At 72.6% G+C, this 18,943-nt stretch carries 13 protein-coding genes and 2 pseudogenes; 5 read left to right on the forward strand and 10 right to left on the reverse strand.

Annotation, left to right across the window (positions count from 1 at the left end; translation table 11 throughout):
- Window positions 1-35: 35 nt before the first annotated feature.
- From J7462_RS14260 to J7462_RS14295, 9 genes and pseudogenes are all read right to left on the reverse strand, one after another.
- Entirely contained in the window at window positions 36-1,145 is a 1,110-nt protein-coding gene (locus J7462_RS14260) for a glycosyltransferase family 4 protein (RefSeq protein ID WP_374197580.1), read from the reverse strand.
- 193 nt (window positions 1,146-1,338) lie between these two features.
- Window positions 1,339-3,012, reverse strand: coding sequence for a trypsin-like peptidase domain-containing protein (locus tag J7462_RS14265; protein WP_219464494.1), 1,674 nt, complete (start codon window positions 3,010-3,012; stop codon window positions 1,339-1,341).
- Between the two features lie 84 nt (window positions 3,013-3,096).
- Window positions 3,097-4,347, reverse strand: a pseudogene (locus J7462_RS14270) (sensor histidine kinase); the annotation flags it as partial.
- Window positions 4,348-4,484: 137 nt separating this feature from the next.
- Window positions 4,485-4,650: pseudogene (locus J7462_RS33635) on the reverse strand (two-component sensor histidine kinase); the annotation flags it as partial.
- Window positions 4,647-5,348: a response regulator transcription factor gene (locus J7462_RS14275; RefSeq protein WP_091068807.1), complete on the reverse strand. Its 702-nt coding sequence runs from the start codon at window positions 5,346-5,348 to the stop codon at window positions 4,647-4,649. The pseudogene J7462_RS33635 and the gene J7462_RS14275, both read right to left, overlap by 4 nt.
- A gap of 133 nt (window positions 5,349-5,481) precedes the next feature.
- Window positions 5,482-6,126 (reverse strand): PadR family transcriptional regulator, encoded by a 645-nt coding sequence (locus tag J7462_RS14280; RefSeq protein ID WP_219464497.1) that lies wholly within the window; start codon window positions 6,124-6,126, stop codon window positions 5,482-5,484.
- A complete protein-coding gene (locus tag J7462_RS14285; protein WP_219464498.1) occupies window positions 6,123-6,953 on the reverse strand; it encodes a DUF4097 family beta strand repeat-containing protein in 831 nt (276 codons plus the stop codon). The genes J7462_RS14280 and J7462_RS14285 overlap by 4 nt, the downstream gene beginning before the upstream one ends.
- A gap of 242 nt (window positions 6,954-7,195) precedes the next feature.
- Complete coding sequence (locus J7462_RS14290) at window positions 7,196-8,122, reverse strand: 1-acyl-sn-glycerol-3-phosphate acyltransferase (protein ID WP_219464499.1); 927 nt, start codon at window positions 8,120-8,122, stop codon at window positions 7,196-7,198.
- Window positions 8,119-8,898 (reverse strand): GNAT family N-acetyltransferase, encoded by a 780-nt coding sequence (locus J7462_RS14295; protein WP_219464500.1) that lies wholly within the window; start codon window positions 8,896-8,898, stop codon window positions 8,119-8,121. The genes J7462_RS14290 and J7462_RS14295 overlap by 4 nt, the downstream gene beginning before the upstream one ends.
- Before the next feature lie 237 nt (window positions 8,899-9,135).
- On the opposite strand from J7462_RS14295, the gene J7462_RS14300 reads away from it, so the two are divergent.
- The 5 genes from J7462_RS14300 (at window position 9,136) to J7462_RS14320 (ending at window position 16,136) form a co-directional block, all read left to right on the forward strand.
- Window positions 9,136-9,801 (forward strand): hypothetical protein, encoded by a 666-nt coding sequence (locus tag J7462_RS14300; protein WP_219464501.1) that lies wholly within the window; start codon window positions 9,136-9,138, stop codon window positions 9,799-9,801.
- A gap of 151 nt (window positions 9,802-9,952) precedes the next feature.
- Window positions 9,953-10,885 carry an ABC transporter ATP-binding protein gene (locus tag J7462_RS14305; RefSeq protein WP_219464502.1) on the forward strand — a complete coding sequence of 311 codons (933 nt, stop codon included), beginning with the start codon at window positions 9,953-9,955 and terminating at the stop codon, window positions 10,883-10,885.
- The gene (locus J7462_RS14310; RefSeq protein ID WP_208568347.1) at window positions 10,882-11,706 is read left to right on the forward strand and encodes an ABC transporter permease; all 825 of its coding nucleotides are present in this window, start codon (window positions 10,882-10,884) and stop codon (window positions 11,704-11,706) included. Before J7462_RS14305 ends, J7462_RS14310 begins: the two co-directional genes overlap by 4 nt.
- Before the next feature lie 383 nt (window positions 11,707-12,089).
- The gene (locus tag J7462_RS14315) at window positions 12,090-15,881 is read left to right on the forward strand and encodes a multifunctional oxoglutarate decarboxylase/oxoglutarate dehydrogenase thiamine pyrophosphate-binding subunit/dihydrolipoyllysine-residue succinyltransferase subunit (protein ID WP_219464503.1); all 3,792 of its coding nucleotides are present in this window, start codon (window positions 12,090-12,092) and stop codon (window positions 15,879-15,881) included.
- Between the two features lie 75 nt (window positions 15,882-15,956).
- Window positions 15,957-16,136 carry a DUF6104 family protein gene (locus tag J7462_RS14320; protein WP_091241170.1) on the forward strand — a complete coding sequence of 60 codons (180 nt, stop codon included), beginning with the start codon at window positions 15,957-15,959 and terminating at the stop codon, window positions 16,134-16,136.
- A gap of 81 nt (window positions 16,137-16,217) precedes the next feature.
- On the opposite strand, the gene J7462_RS14325 is transcribed toward J7462_RS14320, so the two are convergent.
- Window positions 16,218-18,404 carry a bifunctional polysaccharide deacetylase/glycosyltransferase family 2 protein gene (locus J7462_RS14325; RefSeq protein WP_255598597.1) on the reverse strand — a complete coding sequence of 729 codons (2,187 nt, stop codon included), beginning with the start codon at window positions 18,402-18,404 and terminating at the stop codon, window positions 16,218-16,220.
- Window positions 18,405-18,943 lie beyond the last annotated feature (539 nt).

Consider the following 18,943-nt stretch of genomic DNA (forward strand, 5'->3'; position numbering starts at 1 on the left):
GGAACCACCGTCCGCTGCACCGCCCCGCACCCCGTTCAGCGGGTACGCAGTGCGACGGGCCGGTGCACGGGCGGGGCCACGCCGAGTGCCACGGCCCGGTAGATCGCCTCGTAGCCGCGCGCCATCCGCCCGGTGGAGAAGTTGTCGGCCACGTGGGCGGTGCAGGCCGCCGGGTCGAGCCGGACCACCTCGCGCAGGGCCGCCGGCAGCTCGTCGGCCCGGTCGCGGACCAGCCCGGTCACCCCGTCGACCACCACTTCCGGCACCGCGCCCCGGCGCAGCGCCACCACCGGTGTGCCGGTCGCCATGGCCTCCACCATCACCATGCCGAACGGTTCCTCCCACTGGATCGGCATGATCAGGCAGCGGGCGTCGACCAGTAACCGCAGGGTCGCCTCCCGGTCGGCGTTCATGATCACGTCGACGTCGTCGCCCAGCATCGGCTGGACCACCTCGGCGAAGTAGTGGCGCTCGGCCGGCTCGTTGCACTTGCCGGCCAGGGTGAGCGGAAGGCCGGCCGCCCGGCAGGCCCGGATCGCCGTGTCGGGGCCCTTGTCCGGACTGAACCGGGCCAACCAGAGCACCGGGCCCCGGCCGGGTTGCCGCTTGGTCGGCACGTCCCGGGCGTTGAGGGCGTTGTGCACCGTGCCGACCCAGGGCAGGCCGGGGTTGGCCCGCCGTTGGGCGTGGGAGATCGCCACCAGGCCCACCCCGTGGTCGGTGTCGCTGAGCACCGCGCCGTACTCGCCGACCGGGTTGCCGTGCACGGTCGCCACGGTGGGCACCGCACGCCGGCCGGCGACCAGCGGCCCGATCGTGGTGTGGTCGTGGATCACGTCGAAGTCGGCGGCAGAGATCAACTGGTTGGCCCGCGCCAGGTGGGCGAGCTCCGGCAGCGACTCACCGAGCCGGTCGTACTGCACCTCGTCGATGGTGGAGACGAAGTCGGCGGCGGTGCCGTGCTGCCGGCCCGCCCCGAAGAGGGTCACCTGGTGGCCGTGGCTGGCCAGCATGTCGACCAGCCCGTGCACCACCTGCTCCAGCCCGCCGTAACCGGGCGGCGGCACCGACAGCCAGGGCGGAACGAGCATCGCGATCCGCAGTGGCGGCCCGGACGGTGGGCGTTCCGACGGACGGTGGGTCACGGCCACGAATCCTCCCCCGTTGTCCCGCTACGGAACCTCGTCCCGACCCGGGATCGGCGGCGATTTCCCGCTGGCCGGACAACCAAACGCACCCCGGTCGGGTGGGGCCCGGCCGGGGTGCGTACGGCGGCGGGCGGTGGAGCCAACCCCCTTGGCTCCGCCGCCCGCCGCCCGGAGGAGGTAGGTCTGAGGACTATGACGTCTCGGCGAGCGTCACGGTTGCAGTCGCCTCCGTACCATTTCGCTTGTAGGTCACCTGGACCCGGTCGCCGACCTTGCCGGCCTGCACCGCGCCGACCAGATCGTTGGAGTCGTTGATCACCTTGTCGCCGAACCTGGTGATCACGTCTCCCCGCTGGATGCCGGCCTTCTCGGCGGCGCTGCCCCCGGTGACGGCGGCCACCAGGGCCCCGCCGTCCTCGGCCGCGTTGACGCTGACGCCGAGGGACGGGTGGCTGACCTTCTCACCCCGCTGGAGCTTCTCGGCGACGTTCTTGGCCTTGTTGCTCGGGATGGCGAAGCCGACCCCGATGTTGCCGGTGCTGCCCTGCCCGGCAGTGGCGATGGCGGTGTTGATGCCGATCACCTCGCCCCGGGTGTTGACCAGCGCGCCGCCGGAGTTGCCCGGGTTGATCGGGGCGTCGGTCTGGAGCAGGCCGGAGATCGAGCTGGCGCCACCCTGCGGGGCCTGCTGCGGGCTGTCGCCGCTGCCGGCCTGGATGGTGCGGTCCCGGGCGCTGAGGATGCCGGCCGTCACCGAACCCTGCAGACCGAGCGGGCTACCCAGGGCGAGCACCTGGTCGCCCACCTGCATGGCGTCGCTGTCGCCGAACTTCGCCGCCTTGAGGTTGTCCAGGCCGCTGGTCTTGACCACCGCGAGGTCGGTCTTCGGGTCGGTGCCGCGGATCTCGGCGGAGGCGGACTGGCCGTTGGCGAACACCACCCGGACGGTCTTGCCGGAGGCGGACGCGACCACGTGGTTGTTGGTCAGCACGAAGCCGTCGGAGCTGAGGACCACGCCCGATCCCTCACCGCTGTCGGTCATGATCGAGACCACGCTGTCCTGCACCGAGGCGGCGATCTTCGGCAGGTCGGCGCTGTTGATCACGGGGGCGGCCGAGTAGTTGCGGGTGATGCCGCCCCCGTCGCCGTCGACCGCCAGGGCGAGCGCCCCGCCGGCCACGCCCGAACCGAGCATCAGGGCGAAGACCGCCACCCCCGCGCCGACGAACTTGGCCACCTTGCCGGCCTGCGGCGCCGGGCCGGACGCCCACGGCGGGGCCGGCTGGCCGGGCTGCTGCGGCCCGCCGGGGCCGGGCTGACCCGGGTAGCCGGCGGACGGCTGCCCCGGGTAACCCCCCGACGACTGCGCGCCGGGCTGGCCGGGGTAACCGGCACCCGGCTGACCGCCGACGGCGGAACCGGGCTGACCGGGATAACCGGCGGACTGCGCCGCCGCGCCCGGCTGGCCGGGGCGGTGCTGGCCGGGGTAGCCGCCGGCCCAGCCGGACTGGTGCTGGCCGGGCTGCGGGTAACCGGCCGACGGGTACTGCCCCGCCTGCGGGTAGCCGGTGGACGCCGGATAGCCGGGCCGGTACGCCTGGTCACCGGAGGCCGCCGCAGGCTGGTACGACGACTGCGGGTACGCGCTCGCGGCGGGCGGCGCGTACGGCGACGACGGTGGCGCGTACGGCGATCCGGGGTGGGATGTGCCGGCCGGCGCCCCCGCGGTGCCGGCGGCGTCGCCCGGAGAGGCGGTGGTGTCGGACTCGCCGCGCTCGACGCGGGACGGCTCGGCGGAGGGGTGCGACGGCTCGGCGTCGGTGGCAGCCGGCCGACGCTGCGGGTCGGTCTCGAACTCGGTCATGCCACTAGTTTTCCCTGTGCCACTGTCACCAGCCTGGAATCCCCCTGGAAGTTTTCTGAAAGCCACTCCCGGCCCGGAGCGGGATCACTCACCGTCACCGCCGGACTCGGACAGCAGCGGCAGCCGGACCCGGAAGGTCGCCCCGCCGCCGGGCGTCTCGGCCACCTCCACCGTGCCCTGGTGCGCGGTGACCAGGGCGGCGACGATGGCCAGCCCCAGCCCGGTGCTGGTGATCCCGCTGGCCCGGCGGGTCCGGGCCGCGTCGGCCCGGTAGAACCGCTCGAAGACCCGCTCGGCCTGCTCCGGGGCGAGCCCCGGCCCGGTGTCGGCCACCTCCACCACGGCCAGGTTCCCGGCCTCGGAACGCAGCCGCAGGGTCACCGACGCCTCCGGCGGGGTGTGGGTCAGCGCGTTGGTCATCAGGTTGCCGATCACCTGCCGCAGCCGGGCGTCGTCGGCGTGCACCACCAGCGGGCCGGAGCCCGGCGCGATCTCCAGCTCGATGCGCCGTTGCGGAGCGACCACCCGGGCCGCCTCGACCGCGTCGGAGGCGAGCACCGGTAGCTCCACCGGGGCCAGCGACAGCGGGCGTTCCCGGTCCAGCCGGGCGAGCAGCAGCAGGTCCTCCACCAGCAGCCCCATCCGGGCCGCCTCGTCCTCGATGCGGCGCAGCAGGTCGGCGGTCTGCTCGGGGGCGCGGGCCGCGCCCTGCCGGTACAGCTCGGCGAAGCCCCGGATGGTGGTCAGCGGGGTACGCAGTTCGTGCGAGGCGTCCGCGACGAACTGCCGCATCCGCTCCTCCGACCGCCGGGCGCGGGCCTCCGACGCCAGCGCGGCGTGCGCCGCGTCCCGGGCGCCGGCCTCGGCCGTACGGGCGGCCATCTCCGAGGCGGCGCGGGCGGTGAAGGCGGCCTCGATCTGGGCCAGCATCGCGTTCAACGCCCGGGAGAGCCGGCCCAGCTCGGAGGTGGCGCACTCCTGCCCCTCCTCGGGGTCGGGCACCCGGCGGGTCAGGTCGCCACCGGCGATCGCCGCAGCCGTCCGTTCGATCTCCACGAGCGGTTTCAGGCTGGTCCGCACGATGGCCGCGCCGATCGAGGCGAGCAGGATCAGCACCGCCCCGCCGACCAGCATGTCTATCCAGATCAGCCGCTTGACGGCCAGGTCGACGTCGGTGAGGTGCTGCCCGACGGCGAGGACCCGGCCGTCGGACAGCTCCCGGTAGAGCATCCGCCACCGTTCCCGGCCGTCCTGCGAGCGGACCGTGAACGGTTCGCCCTCGTCAGCCCGGAACCCGGGCAGGTCCGCCGGGACCGGGGGAAGGTCGTCCGGTTCGAGCGCCGGGTCGTACCCGATGAACCGGGAGGTGTCCTCGTCGGCGAGCGCGACGACGTAGTCGGTGGGCAGCGCGGCCTTGACCCGTCCGCTCTCCAGGTCCGGCAGCGCCCGGCCGACCTGGACGCTGGCCGACTGCAACTCGCCGTCGACCTGCCCGATCAGGTACTCCCGCAGGAAGTACGTGGTGAGCGAGCTGATCACCACGAGCGCGACGGCGACCAGGGTGAGGACCGCCGCGACCAGCTTGACCCGCAGCGGAACGCTCCGGATCCGTCCCTTCGCCTCGTCGAGCGGATTCACGCCGCCGGCTTGCGCAGGACGTAGCCCACGCCGCGCAGGGTGTGGATCAGGCGGGGCTGGGTGTTGTCGACCTTGCGGCGCAGGTAGGAGATGTAGGACTCGACGATGTTGTCGTCGCCCCGGAAGTCGTAGTTCCACACGTGGTCGAGGATCTGCGCCTTGGACAGCACCCGGTTGGCGTTGAGCATCAGGTAACGCAGCAGCTTGAACTCGGTCGGCGAGAGCTGCACCCGCTGACCGGCCCGGTGCACCTCGTGGGTCTCCTCGTCCAGCTCCAGGTCGGCGAAGGTGAGCCGGGACGGGGCCTGCTCGCCGGTCGCGGTGCGTCGCAGCACCGCCCGGATGCGGGCGGTCAGCTCCTCCAGGCTGAACGGCTTGGTGACGTAGTCGTCGCCGCCCAGGGTGAGCCCCCGGATCTTGTCGTCGGTGGCGTCCCGGGCGGTCAGGAACACCACCGGGGTACGCGTGCCGCCCTCCCGGAGCATCCGGATGACCTCGAAGCCGTCCAGGTCGGGCAGCATCACGTCGAGCACCACCAGGTCGGGGCGGTGGTCCTTGGCCGCGTGCAGGGCCGCGCTGCCGCTGGTGGCGGTCGCCACGTCGAACCCCGCGAAGCGGAGGCTGGCGGAGAGCAGTTCGAGGATGTTGGGGTCGTCCTCGACGACGAGCAGTCGCGCCTCAGTCTGGGTAGCGGCCATGCTGGCCATCATCCGTGATGTCGCTGCGGCGGCGCTGGACGGTTGCTGCAAAAATCCTGTGAAGCCGTCCGGTGCCCCGGTCGCGGCCGGCGGAGAGCACGACGACCGGGGCGACGCCCGCGACACGTGGCCGTCAGCGCAGTAGCCGGCTCAGCCCGTCCAACGCGCCGTCGAGGACCCGGATCGCGGTACGGAGCTGGGTGTCGCTGAGCCGTCCGGCCCGGACCAGCGCCCCGACCTCGACGGTGAACGCGGCCAGCCGCTGGTCGAACTCCGCCAGCAGTGGGGAGTCGCCGTCGGCGGGGGCCGCCGGACGCGACGGCGAGGTGGGGGTCGCCGGGCGGGGCTGCGGGGTCGGGGTCGGGCGGTCCCAGCGGGTCAGCCGGGTCTGCCGGGTGGCCTCGCGCAGTTCGCGTTTGAGGTCGCGCACCGAGCCGCGTACCTCGGTCTGGATCTCCCCGGCCAGGGCGGAGAGATCCTCCACCGAGGCGGTGATGTCGGATTCCAGGGTGGTCACCTCGTCGGCGCGCTGGCGCAGCTCGGCCCGGCCCGCCTCGGTGATCTCGTAGACCTTGCGGCCCCCGGCGGCGGTGTGGGTGACCAGGCCGTCGGCCTCCAGCCGTTGCAGCCGGGGATAGATGGTGCCGGCGCTGGGGACGTAGAGGCCGAGAAAGCGCTCCTCCAGCAGCCGGATCAGCTCGTAGCCGTGCTTGGGGCCGTCGTCGAGCAGCCGGAGCAGATAGAGCCGCAGCCGCCCGTGACTGAACACGGCGGTCACGGCAGCTCCTCCTGGTCGGCGTCCACCGGCCGAGCGAGCAGGGCGATGCTGCCGGACGTCGCGGACGCCCAGAGCTTACCCTCGCCCGCGCCGAGCACCCCGTGGCTGTCCTTGACCGGGCCGACGCCGACCCCGCCACCGACCTGCGGGAAGCCGCTGGTGATCCGCCCGGAGGTGGTGTGCAGGTGGACGGCGAGGTCGCTGTCCTCACGGACCCGTACGGTGATCGGCCCGGAGATGGTGGTGAGCCGGATCTCGCTGCGCCGGGGGTTGTCCAGGTCGCAGGTGATCGCCCCGGAGATGGTGTTGGCGTGCACCCGGCCCGCCGCGCTCTCGGCGAGGGTCACCTCGCCGGAGACCGTGTCCAGGGTGAGGTCACCGGTGACCCCGAGGGCCTCGACCGGGCCGGAGACGATCCGCGCGTTGGTTCGCCCGGCCAGCCCCATCAGGGTGATCTGCCCGGAGGTCACGTTGACGGTGGTGTCGTTGACCAGCCCGGAGGCGACCAGTGCGCCGTCGACCAGGTGCAGGTCGGCCAGGACGGCGGCCGGGACGGCGATGGACACCTCGGCCCGGAACCGGCGACCGAGCTGGCCGAGCCACCAGAGGAACCCGGGCCAGCGCGGGTGGCGCTCGTGGCCGACCCGGAGCACGCCGTCGCGGTGTTCGACGATGACCGGCCGGCTGCTGACCCGGGTGACGTCGACCCGGGCCGGGCCGTCGGTGCCGACCACGTTGAGCCGGCCGGTGATCAGTCGTACGTCGAGTTGGGTGACCGGCCCCTCGATGGTGATCCGTTGTGGTCTGTCGACCGTCCAGTTGGTCATGACGTCTCCCTCCGGGGTCGCGGCCGACGGCCGCGCCACTGCACGGAGGAAGCGTAACGCGATACATCGCGATAGAACAAGACTGTCGCGAGTCGCAAACCCACCAATGCCCACCCCCGCCTCGCCCCCACCTCCGCTTCACTCACTTGGGCCGATGTTGCGGTAACCGGTCGCCAGGGCGCCGCAACAACGGCCCACCCGAGTGGATCATGCCGTCGAAGCAGCCCTCGGATGAGATCGGGTCAGGCGGCCAGGCCGAGGCCCTTCCCGGCGGCCGGCGCGGACGCGGACCCGGGCGGGGCGACCCCGGGCACAGCGGCCAGGGTGGGCCGGCTGACGACCGGGCGGGGCGGGAGCAGGTGCACGGCCGACTCGGCGGCGCGGGCCAGCAGCCGACGGTCCGCGCCGGGGGCCGGATGCAGGGCGGCGGTCACCGCGACGTGCACCACCAGGTCCCGGGCGGCCAGCACCCGACGCACCGAGCGCCACAGGGTCTCGTCGCCGAGGAAGGCGGCGGTGGTGGTCGTCGCCCCGGTGGCAGCAGAGCGGTAGCTGATCCGCAGCGGCACCACGGGGACCCGGGCGTCGATCGCCGCCTGGAAGACCGCCGGCCGGAATCCCCGCGACGGTCGACAGCCGGCCGAGGGAGCGACGCCGCACCAGGTCGTACCCTCGGGGAAGACCGCGACCGGGTGACCGGCCCGCAGCGTCGCCGCGAGCCGGTCCACCGTGCGGGGCAGGTCCCGGGGTCGCGACCGGTCCACGAAGAGTGCGCCCCCGGCGCGGGCCAGCAGCCCGAGCAGCGGCCAGTTCCGCACCTCCCGCTTGGCCAGCAGCCGGGCCGGAGCGACCGTCAGCACCGCGAGGATGTCCAGCCAGGAGACGTGGTTGGCGACCAGCAGCGCCCGCCGCCGGGGCAGCCGCCCGCGTACCGCCAGCCGCACCCCGAGCGCACCGGCGGTCCACCGGGCCCAGCCCCGCAGTGCCGACGCCCGCCCCGCCGTCGGCAGCACCGGCAGCAGTACGACCAGGACGGCCCCGACCAGCAGCATCCCGAGCACGCCCAGCAGTCGGGCCACCTGCCGGCCGGGCGACACCTCCACCCGCCGCGCCCCCGGCAGGCAGTCCGGGCCGCAGCCGGCGGTCGGACGCCACAGTTCGGCGCTCACCGCGCCGCCCCGCCCAGGAAGTGCCGCAGGTAGCGCGGGTTCATCCGGTCCAGCGCGAACAGCACGTAGAAGTCGGCGCAACGGAAGTCGGGGTCGTACGCCGGTTCCCCGGCGATCCACGCGCCCAGCCGCAGGTAGCCGCGCAGCAGCGGCGGGACCAGTGCCCGCCCGGCGGAGTCCCCGGTGGCGGTCTCCGCCGCCGCCGCGCCCGGCTCGGCGAACCAGGGCCGCAGCGGACGGACCCGCAGCAGCGGCGGGGCCAGGTGACCGGCGCGGCCCAGCGCCCACGCCTGCGCGGCGGCCCGGCCACCGTCGTCGACCGGCACCGAGGCGCAGCCGCCCAGCCAGTTGGAGCCGCGCAGGTGCAGGTAGCGGGTCAGCCCGGCCCACATCAGGTTGATCACCGCGCCGGAGCGGTGGTCCGGGTGGACGCAGGAACGCCCGGTCTCGACCAGCAGGTCACGCAGCGGGTCCAACGCGGTCAGGTCGAACTCCCCGGCGGCGTACCGACGCCCGGTGCGGCCCGGTGGCAGCAGCCGGTAGGTGCCGACCACCGCGCCGGTGCGCTCCTCACGGACGATCAGGTGGTCGCAGTGGGCGTCGAGGTCGTCGGTGTCCAGTCCGGCGGCATCCGGACGCAGGGTCGCGCCGAGTTCGGTGGCGAACACCTCGTGGCGCAGGCGTTGCGCTGCCGCGACCTGGGTCGGGTCGTCGGCGATCAGCAGGGTGTATCCACTGGTCGTCAGGGGTGCGCCAGCGGCATGCAGAACAGCCATGGGACCTGTGTAGGTGCCCCGGGTGGCCGGGCCCCCGCCTGACGGGTGTCGATCCGGTGAACGCCGGTCGGCGGGCCGCCCCCGCAGTGACCTGCGGGGCCGCCGGGCCGGCCCGGATGTCGGTCGGCAGTCGGGTGGGCCCGGGTCCGGCGGCGCGTGCCGTGGTGCGGGTGGGGCGTGCGAGGCTGCCTGCGGGCGTCCGGCCATCCGGGGCGGACGACGACGTGCGGAGTGGCGATGATCATCGAATCCCGGTACAACGGCCCGCCCGGTTCGGGCAACGGCGGGTGGAGCGCCGGGGTCTTCGCCGGGGCGTACGACACGGACCGGCCGGTCGAGGTGACGCTGCGTCGTCCGCCGCCGCTGGACATCCCGCTCACCCTCACCGACGGCGACGTGTACGACCCCGACGGGCACCTGGTCGCCGAGGTACGCCCGGCCGGCGACCTGCCCGACCCGGTCGCCCCGGTGGACCCGGTGACCGCGCGTGCCGCCTCGGCCGGCTATCCGGGACTGGTGGACCACCCCTTCCCCGGCTGTTACGTCTGCGGCCCGGAGCACCCGGACGGGCTGCGGATCTTTCCCGGTCGGCTGCCCGACGGCCGGACCGCCGCGTCGTGGCGTACCCCCCGACGGGTGACCGCGCCGACCGCCTGGGCGGCGCTGGACTGCCCCGGGGGCTGGGCGGTGATCGCCCCCGGCCGGCCGTACGTGCTGGGCCGGATCGCCGTGGCGCTCGACGCGCTTCCCGAACCCGGTGAGGAGTGCGTGGTCACCGGTAAGGTGATCACCGCGGAGGGACGGCTGGCGGTGGTGCACACCAGCCTCTACGGCAGCGCCGGCGCGCTGCTCGGTCGGGCCCGCGCCACCTGGGTGGCGCTGCCGCCCGTGTCTCGTCCCTGAGGACGACCGCCTCCTGCCTGAGACGGAGCACGACTTACCGACCCGGGCTGATGGCATATCTTGACCAGGCCAGTCAGGCTGGTCAGCGGCGCGTTGCGTAACGACGCCGCAGACTGCGGCGCGCGAGGCGCCGCCGCACGGGAGGAGAACGATGTCCGACGGGCAGTGGAGCCCCAGCACCGGCCAGATCGTCGTGTCCGGACTGACCAAGCAGTACAAGAACGTACGGGCGGTCGACAACCTGTCCTTCACGGTCGAATCCGGCCGGGTGACCGGCTTCCTCGGCCCGAACGGGGCGGGTAAGACGACCACTCTGCGGATGCTGCTGAACCTGGTCACCCCGAGCGGTGGCACGGCGACGATCGGCGGCCAGCGGTACGCCGACCTGACCGACCCGCTGCGGCACGTGGGCGCGGTGCTGGAGGCGTCCAGCGCGCACAAGGGTCGTACCGGGATCAATCACCTGCGGGTGATCTGTGCGGCGGCGGGCCTGCCGAAGAGCCGGGCCGACGAGGCGCTGGCCCTGGTCGGGCTCACTCCGGCGGCGAAGCGCAAGTTCAAGGGGTACTCGCTGGGCATGAAGCAGCGGCTCGGTATCGCCGCCGCGATGCTCGGCAACCCCCGGGTGCTGATCCTCGACGAGCCGGCCAACGGTCTGGACCCGGAGGGCATCCGCTGGATGCGGGGCTTCCTCAAGGGGCTGGCCCACGAGGGGCGTACGGTGCTGGTCTCCAGCCACCTGCTGTCCGAGATGCAGCTCCTCGCCGACGACGTGGTGATCATCGCGGCCGGCAAGCTGATCCGGCAGGGGCCGGTGGAGCAGGTGCTCGGCTCGATGGCGCAGGGCGGCCGGGTTCGGGTGCGTACCCCGCAGGCCGAGGAGTTGACCGTGGCGCTGCGTGAGCAGTCCGCGACGGTGGAGACCGACGAGCACGGTGTGCTGCTGGTCAGCGGGCTGGAGGCCCCGGCGATCGGCCGGGCCGCGCTGGCCGCGAAGGTCGAGCTGCACGAACTGACCCCGGAACGACCCGACCTGGAACGGGTCTTCCTGGAGCTGACGGCCGGGAAGGCGGGCATCCGATGAACCTGGTCCGATCTGAGCTGTTGAAGATCCGCACCACCAGCACGTGGTGGATCTTCGGCCTGATCACGGTGCCACTGTGGGCACTCACCGCCCTGATCAACTGGTTGCAGACCGACGCGCTGGCCAACAACAACTTCGGCGACGTGCCGGCCGACCAGGCCGACCAGATCCAGGCCGCGCAGTCGGTGGACAGCCTGGCCGCCAACGTCTACACCAACGGGCAGTTCTTCGGTCTGATGATCGTGATGCTGCTCGGCATCATCGTGGTGACCAGCGAGTTCTTCCACCAGACGGTCACCACCACCTTCCTCACCGTGCCGCACCGCACCGCGGTGATGTTGGCCAAGCTGGCCGCCGCGGCCGTCCTGGCCGTGCTGTTCTGGCTGGTCACCACCGGGTTCAACCTGATCTTCGGGGCACTGGTGATGAGCAGCGTCGACCTGGGCTCCCAGCTCGGCAGCGGCGCGGTCTGGCGGGCCACCGCGCTCAACGGCCTGGCCTATCTGCTCTGGTCGGTGCTCGGCGTCGGGATCGGGGTGCTGATCCGCAGCCAGATCGGTGCCACGGTCACCGGCATCCTGCTCTACCTGGGTGGCGCGGTCGGCGCGGCCATCGCGATCAGCATCCTGGCCGCCCGCTGGGGTGACTGGATCAACGACCTCCAGGTGCTGGTGCCGTCGCTGGCGTCGTCGCTGATGGTCAGCGGGACCGAGATCCCCGGCAACCCGCCCCGCTGGGCGGGCGCGGTGGTCCTGATCGGGTACGCGGTGGTGGCCGGCGCGATCGGCACGCTCACCATGCGGCGGCGGGACATCTCCTGACCGACCGTGCTCCGACCGGCCCGGCCCGGCGTGACGACCGTCACGCCGGGCCGTTCCGTCTCCGCCCGGTGCCCCCATCCGGGAGGCCCGGATGGAAACCGGGAGGCCCGGGTGGGCGCCGGGAGCCCGCCCGGCGCGGGTGACCAGCTGACTCCGATCCGGATCATCAGAACAGTCCGGAGCCAGGTGGACACGAAGAGCTGATTGACTTCCTACAATTTTTGTGAAAAGGACCACCTGGCCGAGGCGGAAATGCCTATCGTATTTTCACGGCGTAGCCTGGGACTCGTCTCCGTCCCACGACACTTCGCATGACGGCGGCACCGCGTGACACACAAAACCGCGTGACACACAAACCCGCGTGAAAGAGGCGATTACCGGCCGTGTCGACCCAGCAGACTTCGCAGGAGAACCCACTGGCGGGTTTCGGCCCGAACGAGTGGATCGTCGAGGAGATGTACCAGCGCTACCTCGCCGACCCATCAAGCGTCGACTCGGCCTGGCACGACTTCTTCACCGACTACCGACCTGCCCCGGGCGCCGCGACACCGCGTCCGGCCGACGGTAGGGCCGCGTCGCCCCAACCGGCCGCAGCGCCGGAGCCGGCCGCAGCCACCAAGGCCGAACCGGCAGCGAAGGCTCCGGCGGCCGGCGCGAAGCCGACCACGACCGCGAAGCCGACCGCCGCTGCCGCACCGACCGCGACCACGAAGCCGGCCACCGCCCCCAAGCCGGCCACCGCCACGAAGTCGGCCACCAGGTCCGCCGGCAAGCCGGCGTCGACCGAGAAGCCCGCCCCGGCGAAGGCACCGGCGGCCAGCTCCGCGGGCACCACGCCGCTGCGCGGGGTGGCCGCCCGGATCGTGCAGAACATGGACGCCTCGCTGTCCGTGCCGACCGCCACCAGCGTGCGCGCCGTGCCGGCCAAGCTGCTGGTCGACAACCGCATCGTGATCAACAACCACCTCGCCCGGGGGCGCGGTGGCAAGGTGAGCTTCACCCACCTGATCGGGTACGCGCTGGTCCGGGCCGTGGTCGAGCACCCGGAGCTGAACAACTCCTTCGCCGAGGTCGACGGCAAGCCGGCGATGGTCCGCCCCGAGCACGTCAACCTGGGCATCGCCATCGACCTGACCAAGCCCGACGGCTCCCGCAACCTGGTGGTGCCGTCCATCAAGGGCTGCGAGCAGATGGACTTCCGGCAGTTCTGGCAGGCGTACGAGGACGTGGTCCGGCGGGCCCGCCGCAACGAGCTGACCATGGAGGACCACAGCGGCACCACGATCTCGCTGACCAACCCGGGCGGCATCGGCACGGTGCACTCGATCCCCCGGCTGATGCAGGGGCAGAGCGCGATCATCGGGGTCGGCGCGATGGAGTACCCCGCGCCCTACCAGGGGATGAGCGAGGCGACCCTGGCCGAGCTGGCGGTCAGCAAGATCATCACGCTGACCAGCACGTACGACCACCGGATCATCCAGGGCGCGCAGTCCGGCGAGTTCCTCAAGGTCATGCACGAGCTGCTGCTCGGCGAACGCGGCTTCTACGACGAGGTCTTCACCTCGCTGCGCATCCCGTACGAGCCGGTGCGCTGGATGCGGGACGTGGCCGTCGACTCCGAGGGCCAGATCAACAAGACCGCGCGGGTGCACGAGCTGATCCACGCCTACCGGGTCCGGGGCCACCTGATGGCCGACACCGACCCGCTGGAATTCACCATCCGCAAGCACCCCGACCTGGACGTCCTCCAGCACGGGCTGACCCTGTGGGACCTGGACCGCACCTTCCCGGTCAACGGCTTCGCCGGCAAGCAGCGGATGAAGCTGCGCGAGATCCTCGGCGTGCTGCGCGACTCGTACTGCCGTCGGCTCGGCATCGAGTACATGCACATCCAGGACCCGGAGGAGCGCCGCTGGATCCAGGAACGGATCGAGCGCCGCTACGAGAAGCCGGCCGCCGACGAGCAGAAGCACGTGCTCAACCGGCTCAACGCCGCCGAGGCGTTCGAGACGTTCCTGCAGACCAAGTACGTCGGCCAGAAGCGGTTCTCGCTGGAGGGCGGCGAGTCGCTGATCCCACTGCTCGGCGAGGTGCTGGAGGCGTCCGCCGAGGACGGGCTGGACGAGGTCGTCATCGGTATGGCGCACCGGGGCCGGCTCAACGTGCTGGCCAACATCGTCGGCAAGCCGTACGAGAAGATCTTCTCGGAGTTCGAGGGGCACCTCGACCCGCGCTCCACCCAGGGCTCCGGCGACGTGAAATACCACCTGGGCCAGAACGGCAAGTTCACCACCCCGGCCGGCGACCACTCGGTCAAGGTGTCGTTGGTGGCGAACCCGTCGCACCTGGAGGCGGTGGACCCGGTGCTGGAGGGCATCGTCCGGGCCAAGCAGGACCGGATCGACCTCAAGCTGGAGGGTTACACCGTGCTGCCGTTGGCGGTGCACGGTGACGCCGCGTTCGCCGGCCAGGGGGTCGTCGCCGAGACGCTCAACCTGTCCCAGCTGCGCGGTTACCGCACCGGCGGGACCGTGCACGTGGTGGTCAACAACCAGGTCGGCTTCACCACCGCCCCGGAGTACAGCCGGTCCAGCCTCTACAGCACCGACGTGGCCCGGATGATCCAGGCGCCGATCTTCCACGTCAACGGCGACGACCCGGAGACCGTGGTCCGGGTCGCCCGGCTGGCCTTCGAGTACCGCCAGGCGTTCAACAAGGACGTCGTGATCGACATGGTCTGCTACCGGCGGCGCGGGCACAACGAGGGCGACGACCCGTCGATGTCCAACCCGCAGATGTACAAGATCATCGACTCGAAGCGGTCGGTCCGCAAGCTCTACACCGAGGAGCTGATCGGCCGGGGCGACATCACCGTCGAGGACGCCGAGGAGCTGCTGCGCGACTACCAGTCGCAGCTGGAGCGGGTCTTCAAGGCCACCCGCGACGCCGCCACCACCCCGCGCCAGGTCAGCCGGCCCAGCCGCGAGGCCGAGCCGGAGCCGCAGGTGGCGACCGCCACCGACGCCGCCGTGGTCAAGGCGATCGGCGAGGCGCACGTCAACCTCCCCGAGGGCTTCACCCCGCACAAGCGCATCCAGCAGTTGCTCGACCGGCGGGCCAGGATGTCCGCCGAGGGCAACATCGACTGGGGGTACGGCGAGATCATCGCCTTCGGCTCGCTGCTGCACGACGGGGTCACCGTCCGGCTCGCCGGCCAGGACTCCCGCCGGGGCACCTTCGTCCAGCGGCACGCCTCGATCGTCGACGCCAAGACCGGCGAGGACCACCTGCCGCTCAAGTCGCTCACCGCCGACGGCGAGCGGTCCCGGTTCTTCGTGCACGACTCGCTGCTGAGCGAGTACGCGGCGATGGGCTTCGAGTACGGCTACTCGGTGGAGAACGTCAACGCGCTGGTCTGCTGGGAGGCGCAGTTCGGTGACTTCGTCAACGGCGCCCAGTCGGTGATCGACGAGTTCATCTCCTCCGGCGAGGTGAAGTGGGGCCAGCGTTCCGCGGTGACCCTGCTGCTGCCGCACGGCCACGAGGGGCAGGGCCCGGACCACACCTCCGGTCGTCCCGAGCGGTTCCTGCAGATGTGCGCCGAGGACAACATGCGGGTGGCGATCCCGACCACCCCGGCGAACTACTTCCACCTGCTGCGCCGGCAGGCCCTGTCGCCCAAGCGCAAGCCGCTGGTGGTGTTCACGCCGAAGTCGCTGCTGCGGCACAAGCTCTGCGTCAGCCCGGTGGAGGACTTCACCACCGGCACCTTCGCCCCGGTGCTGGCCGACACCGCCGCACCCGCGCGGGAGCAGGTCAAGCGGGTGCTGCTCTGCTCGGGCAAGGTCTACTACGACCTGTTCTCCGCCCGGCAGGAGCGGGGCGTCACCGACACCGCGATCATCCGGATCGAGCAGCTCTACCCGCTGCCGGTGCAGGAGATCCGCGACGCGCTCGCGGCGTACCCGAACGCGGAGGACTTCGCCTGGGTGCAGGAGGAGCCGGCCAACCAGGGGGCGTGGAGCTTCGTCGCGCTCAACCTGCTGGAGCACCTGGCCGACGTCCGGCTGCGTCGCATCTCCCGCCCCGCCGCCGCCGCCCCGGCGGTCGGCTCGGCCAAGATGCACGAGGTGGAGCAGACCGGGCTGATCGACGCCGCCCTGCCCCGCCCCTGACCCATTCCGACCCACCCGGCCCGCCCCCTGACAGGGGGGCGGGCCGGGCCCGTCAGCAAGGAACGAGGAGCCCCGGTGTACTTCACCGATCGTGGCATCGAGGAACTGGTGCAGCGGCGCGGCGACGAGCAGGTGACCCTGGAGTGGCTCGGGGAACGACTGCGCGACTTCGTCGACCTCAACCCCGAGTTCGAGACGCCGATCGAGCGCTTCGCCACCTGGCTGGCCCGCCTCGACGACCTCGACGAGGACTGACCGGGGCCGCCCCGGGCAGGCCCCGGGGCGGGCGGAACGCGGGACGCGGACGACCCACCCCGTACCGGGGACCGGCGGCGGTCAGCCGTTGCGGACGGCCGGTTCCAGGCCGGTGCGGCGCAGCTTCTGCCAGCCCAGCCGACCACCGGTCAGCGCGGTGACCACCGCCTGGACCATCACCAGGTACATTAGCTGCCGGTAGACGAACTGTTGCAGGGGCAGCACCCACAGCACCCCCAGCTTCTCCCGGTCCAGCCGGAACGCCACCACCGCGGTGGCCGCCTGCACCCCGAGCATGGCCAGCCAGGCCACCGCCGTGGCCTTACGGTCGAGGAAGAACAGGCCGTACAGGGCCAGCAGGTCGATCACCGGCGCGAGCAGGGGCAGCAGCACCCCGAACAGGCTGAGGAAGAACAGGCAGCGCCTGGTGAACCGGCCGGACGCGCCCCGGTCGAAGACCGAACGCCGGTGCTTCCACATCGCCTGCATGGTGCCGTAGCTCCACCGGTAACGCTGCTTCCACAGTTGGCCGATGGTCGCCGGGGCCTCCGTCCAGGCACGGGCGGTCTCCTCGTAGACCACTTTCCAGCCGGCCCGGCCCAGGGCGATGGTGATGTCGGTGTCCTCGGCCAGGGTGTCGTCGGTCATCCCCCCGGCGTAGCGCAGCGCCTCCCGCCGGAACCCGCCGATCGCGCCCGGCACCGTGGACATGCAGCGCAGCGTCTCGTAGAGCCGCCGGTCCAGGTTGAACCCGATGACGTACTCGATGTGCTGCCACTTGGCGATCAGGCTGCGCCGGTTGCCGACCTTGACGTTGCCGGCCACCGCGCCGACCTGCGGGTCGGCGAAGGGCTGCACCAGCCGGCGGACCGCGTCGGGCTCGAACACGGTGTCCCCGTCGACCATCACGATCAGGTCGTGCCGGGCCAGCGCCAGGCCGGTGTTCAGGGCGCTGGGTTTGCCGCCGTTGGGCTTGCGGACGACCCGGACGTTGGGCAGGCCGAGCGCGTCGACGATGTCGGCGGTGCCGTCGGTGGAGCCGTCGTCGACGACCACCACCTCGATCCCACCGGGGTGGTCGCCACCGGCGAGGGAACGGACCGCGGCGGCGATCCCCTCCTTCTCGTTGTACGCCGGGACGATCACCGAGACCGGCGCGGTGACCGGCGGCCCCCAGCTCCAACCCTTGGCCCGCCGTCGTCGGGCGTGCCGCCCGGCCAGCACGAACAGCACGAACGTGCGGCCCACGGTGAGCAGGCCGACGACGACGAAGAGCCCGCCGAACACGGTCAGCATGCTGTCGGCGCCCTGCACCGCCCAGATCAGCATCCGGCCGCGCCACCGGTCGGCGGCGGTGGCGGGCACGGCGGCGTCCACCCGGTGGTCCGCCCCGGCGGCGGCGAAGGCGAGGTTCAACCCCTCGGTGGCGGTGACGAACCGGTACCCCCGCTGCTTCATCATCGGGATGAACCGGTCGAGGGCGGCGACGGTCTGCGCCCGGTCACCACCGGCGTCGTGCCAGAGGGTGATCGCACCGGCCCCGTCGTCGGGGGTGGCGTTGTCGATGATCCGGTCCACCCCGGGCAGCGACCAGTCCTGGCTGTCGGTGTCGTTGAGCAACGTCAGGTAGCCCAGGTCACCGGCGGCGGTCATCACCGGCCAGTCCCGGTTGTCGATGGCGCCCGGGTGTGAGGAGTAGGGGAAGCGGACCAGCGAGGTCCGCAGGCCGGTGGCGCTGGCCACGGCGAGCTGGGTCTGGGCGTACTCCAGGCGTTGCCGCCACGCTGGCAGCTCGGCGAGGTCGGGGTGGGTGAAGGTGTGCACACCGAGCTGGTGACCGCCGTCGGCCAGCTCACGGGCCACCTCGGGGTGCCGGGCGACCTGGGTGCCCAGCACGAAGAACGTGCCCTTGACCTGGTGGGCGTCCAGGACCCGCAGCACCTCCCGGGTCCAGACCGGGTCGGGGCCGTCGTCGAAGGTCAACGCGATGGTGCGCGGCGGCAGCCGGTAGGAGCGGACCACGTCGCTGCTGGCGCTGATGATCGGGCCACCGGTCACCACCGAGGTGGGCACTTCCCGTTGCCCGGCGGTGCTCTCCCGGCGGTCCGGGGCGAAGGACGCGTTGGCGTACGCGCCGACGAGCAGCACGCCGGCCAGCAGGGCCAGCACCGTACCCAGCAGGATCCAGCTCGGTGGTGGCACCGCCCGGCGTCGCCTGGCGGACCGGACGACGCGACGGCGCCCCGGCCGGACGGCCGGCTCAACCATCGAGGCGTGCGCCGTCGACGCCGCCGGGCAGCGGGTCGGGCAGGGACGGTGGTTCGTCGGTCGGGTCCGGGGGTTCGGCGTCGTCGGTTCCGGGCCGGGCCGGGTGGGCCGGGGTGAGGCCGACGCGGAGGCCGGGCTGCGGCTCGGCGAACCGGTGGCGCTCGGCGACGGCGAGGCGGTGCCGGTGGTGGGGCGGACCGTGGACGGGGTGACCGGGACGGCGGCGCGTGTGCCCGACCCGGGCGTGCGGGGGGCGACGGTCGGCGGCACGGTGGTGGCGGGGGCGGGCGGGGTGCCCGTCGCGGGCGACGGGGAGGGCGACGGCGACCGTTCGGGTTGCGCGACCTCGTCGACGAAGGGAAGCACCGCGTGCGGCGCGATGCCGCCCGCGAAGCTGACGCCCACCAGCCCGGTGTAGATCAGGCCCACCAACCCGAGGGCGTACGCCAGCCAGCGCAGTCGGGAGTGACGTCGGCCGCTGGGGTCGACGAAGACGGGGGTCAGCTGGGGTACGGCGGCGATCGTCGCGGTGGGCCCGT

The sequence above is a fragment of the Micromonospora sp. RL09-050-HVF-A genome (assembly GCF_019374995.1).
In the GTDB taxonomy this organism is placed as follows: Bacteria; Actinomycetota; Actinomycetes; order Mycobacteriales; family Micromonosporaceae; genus Micromonospora; species Micromonospora antibiotica.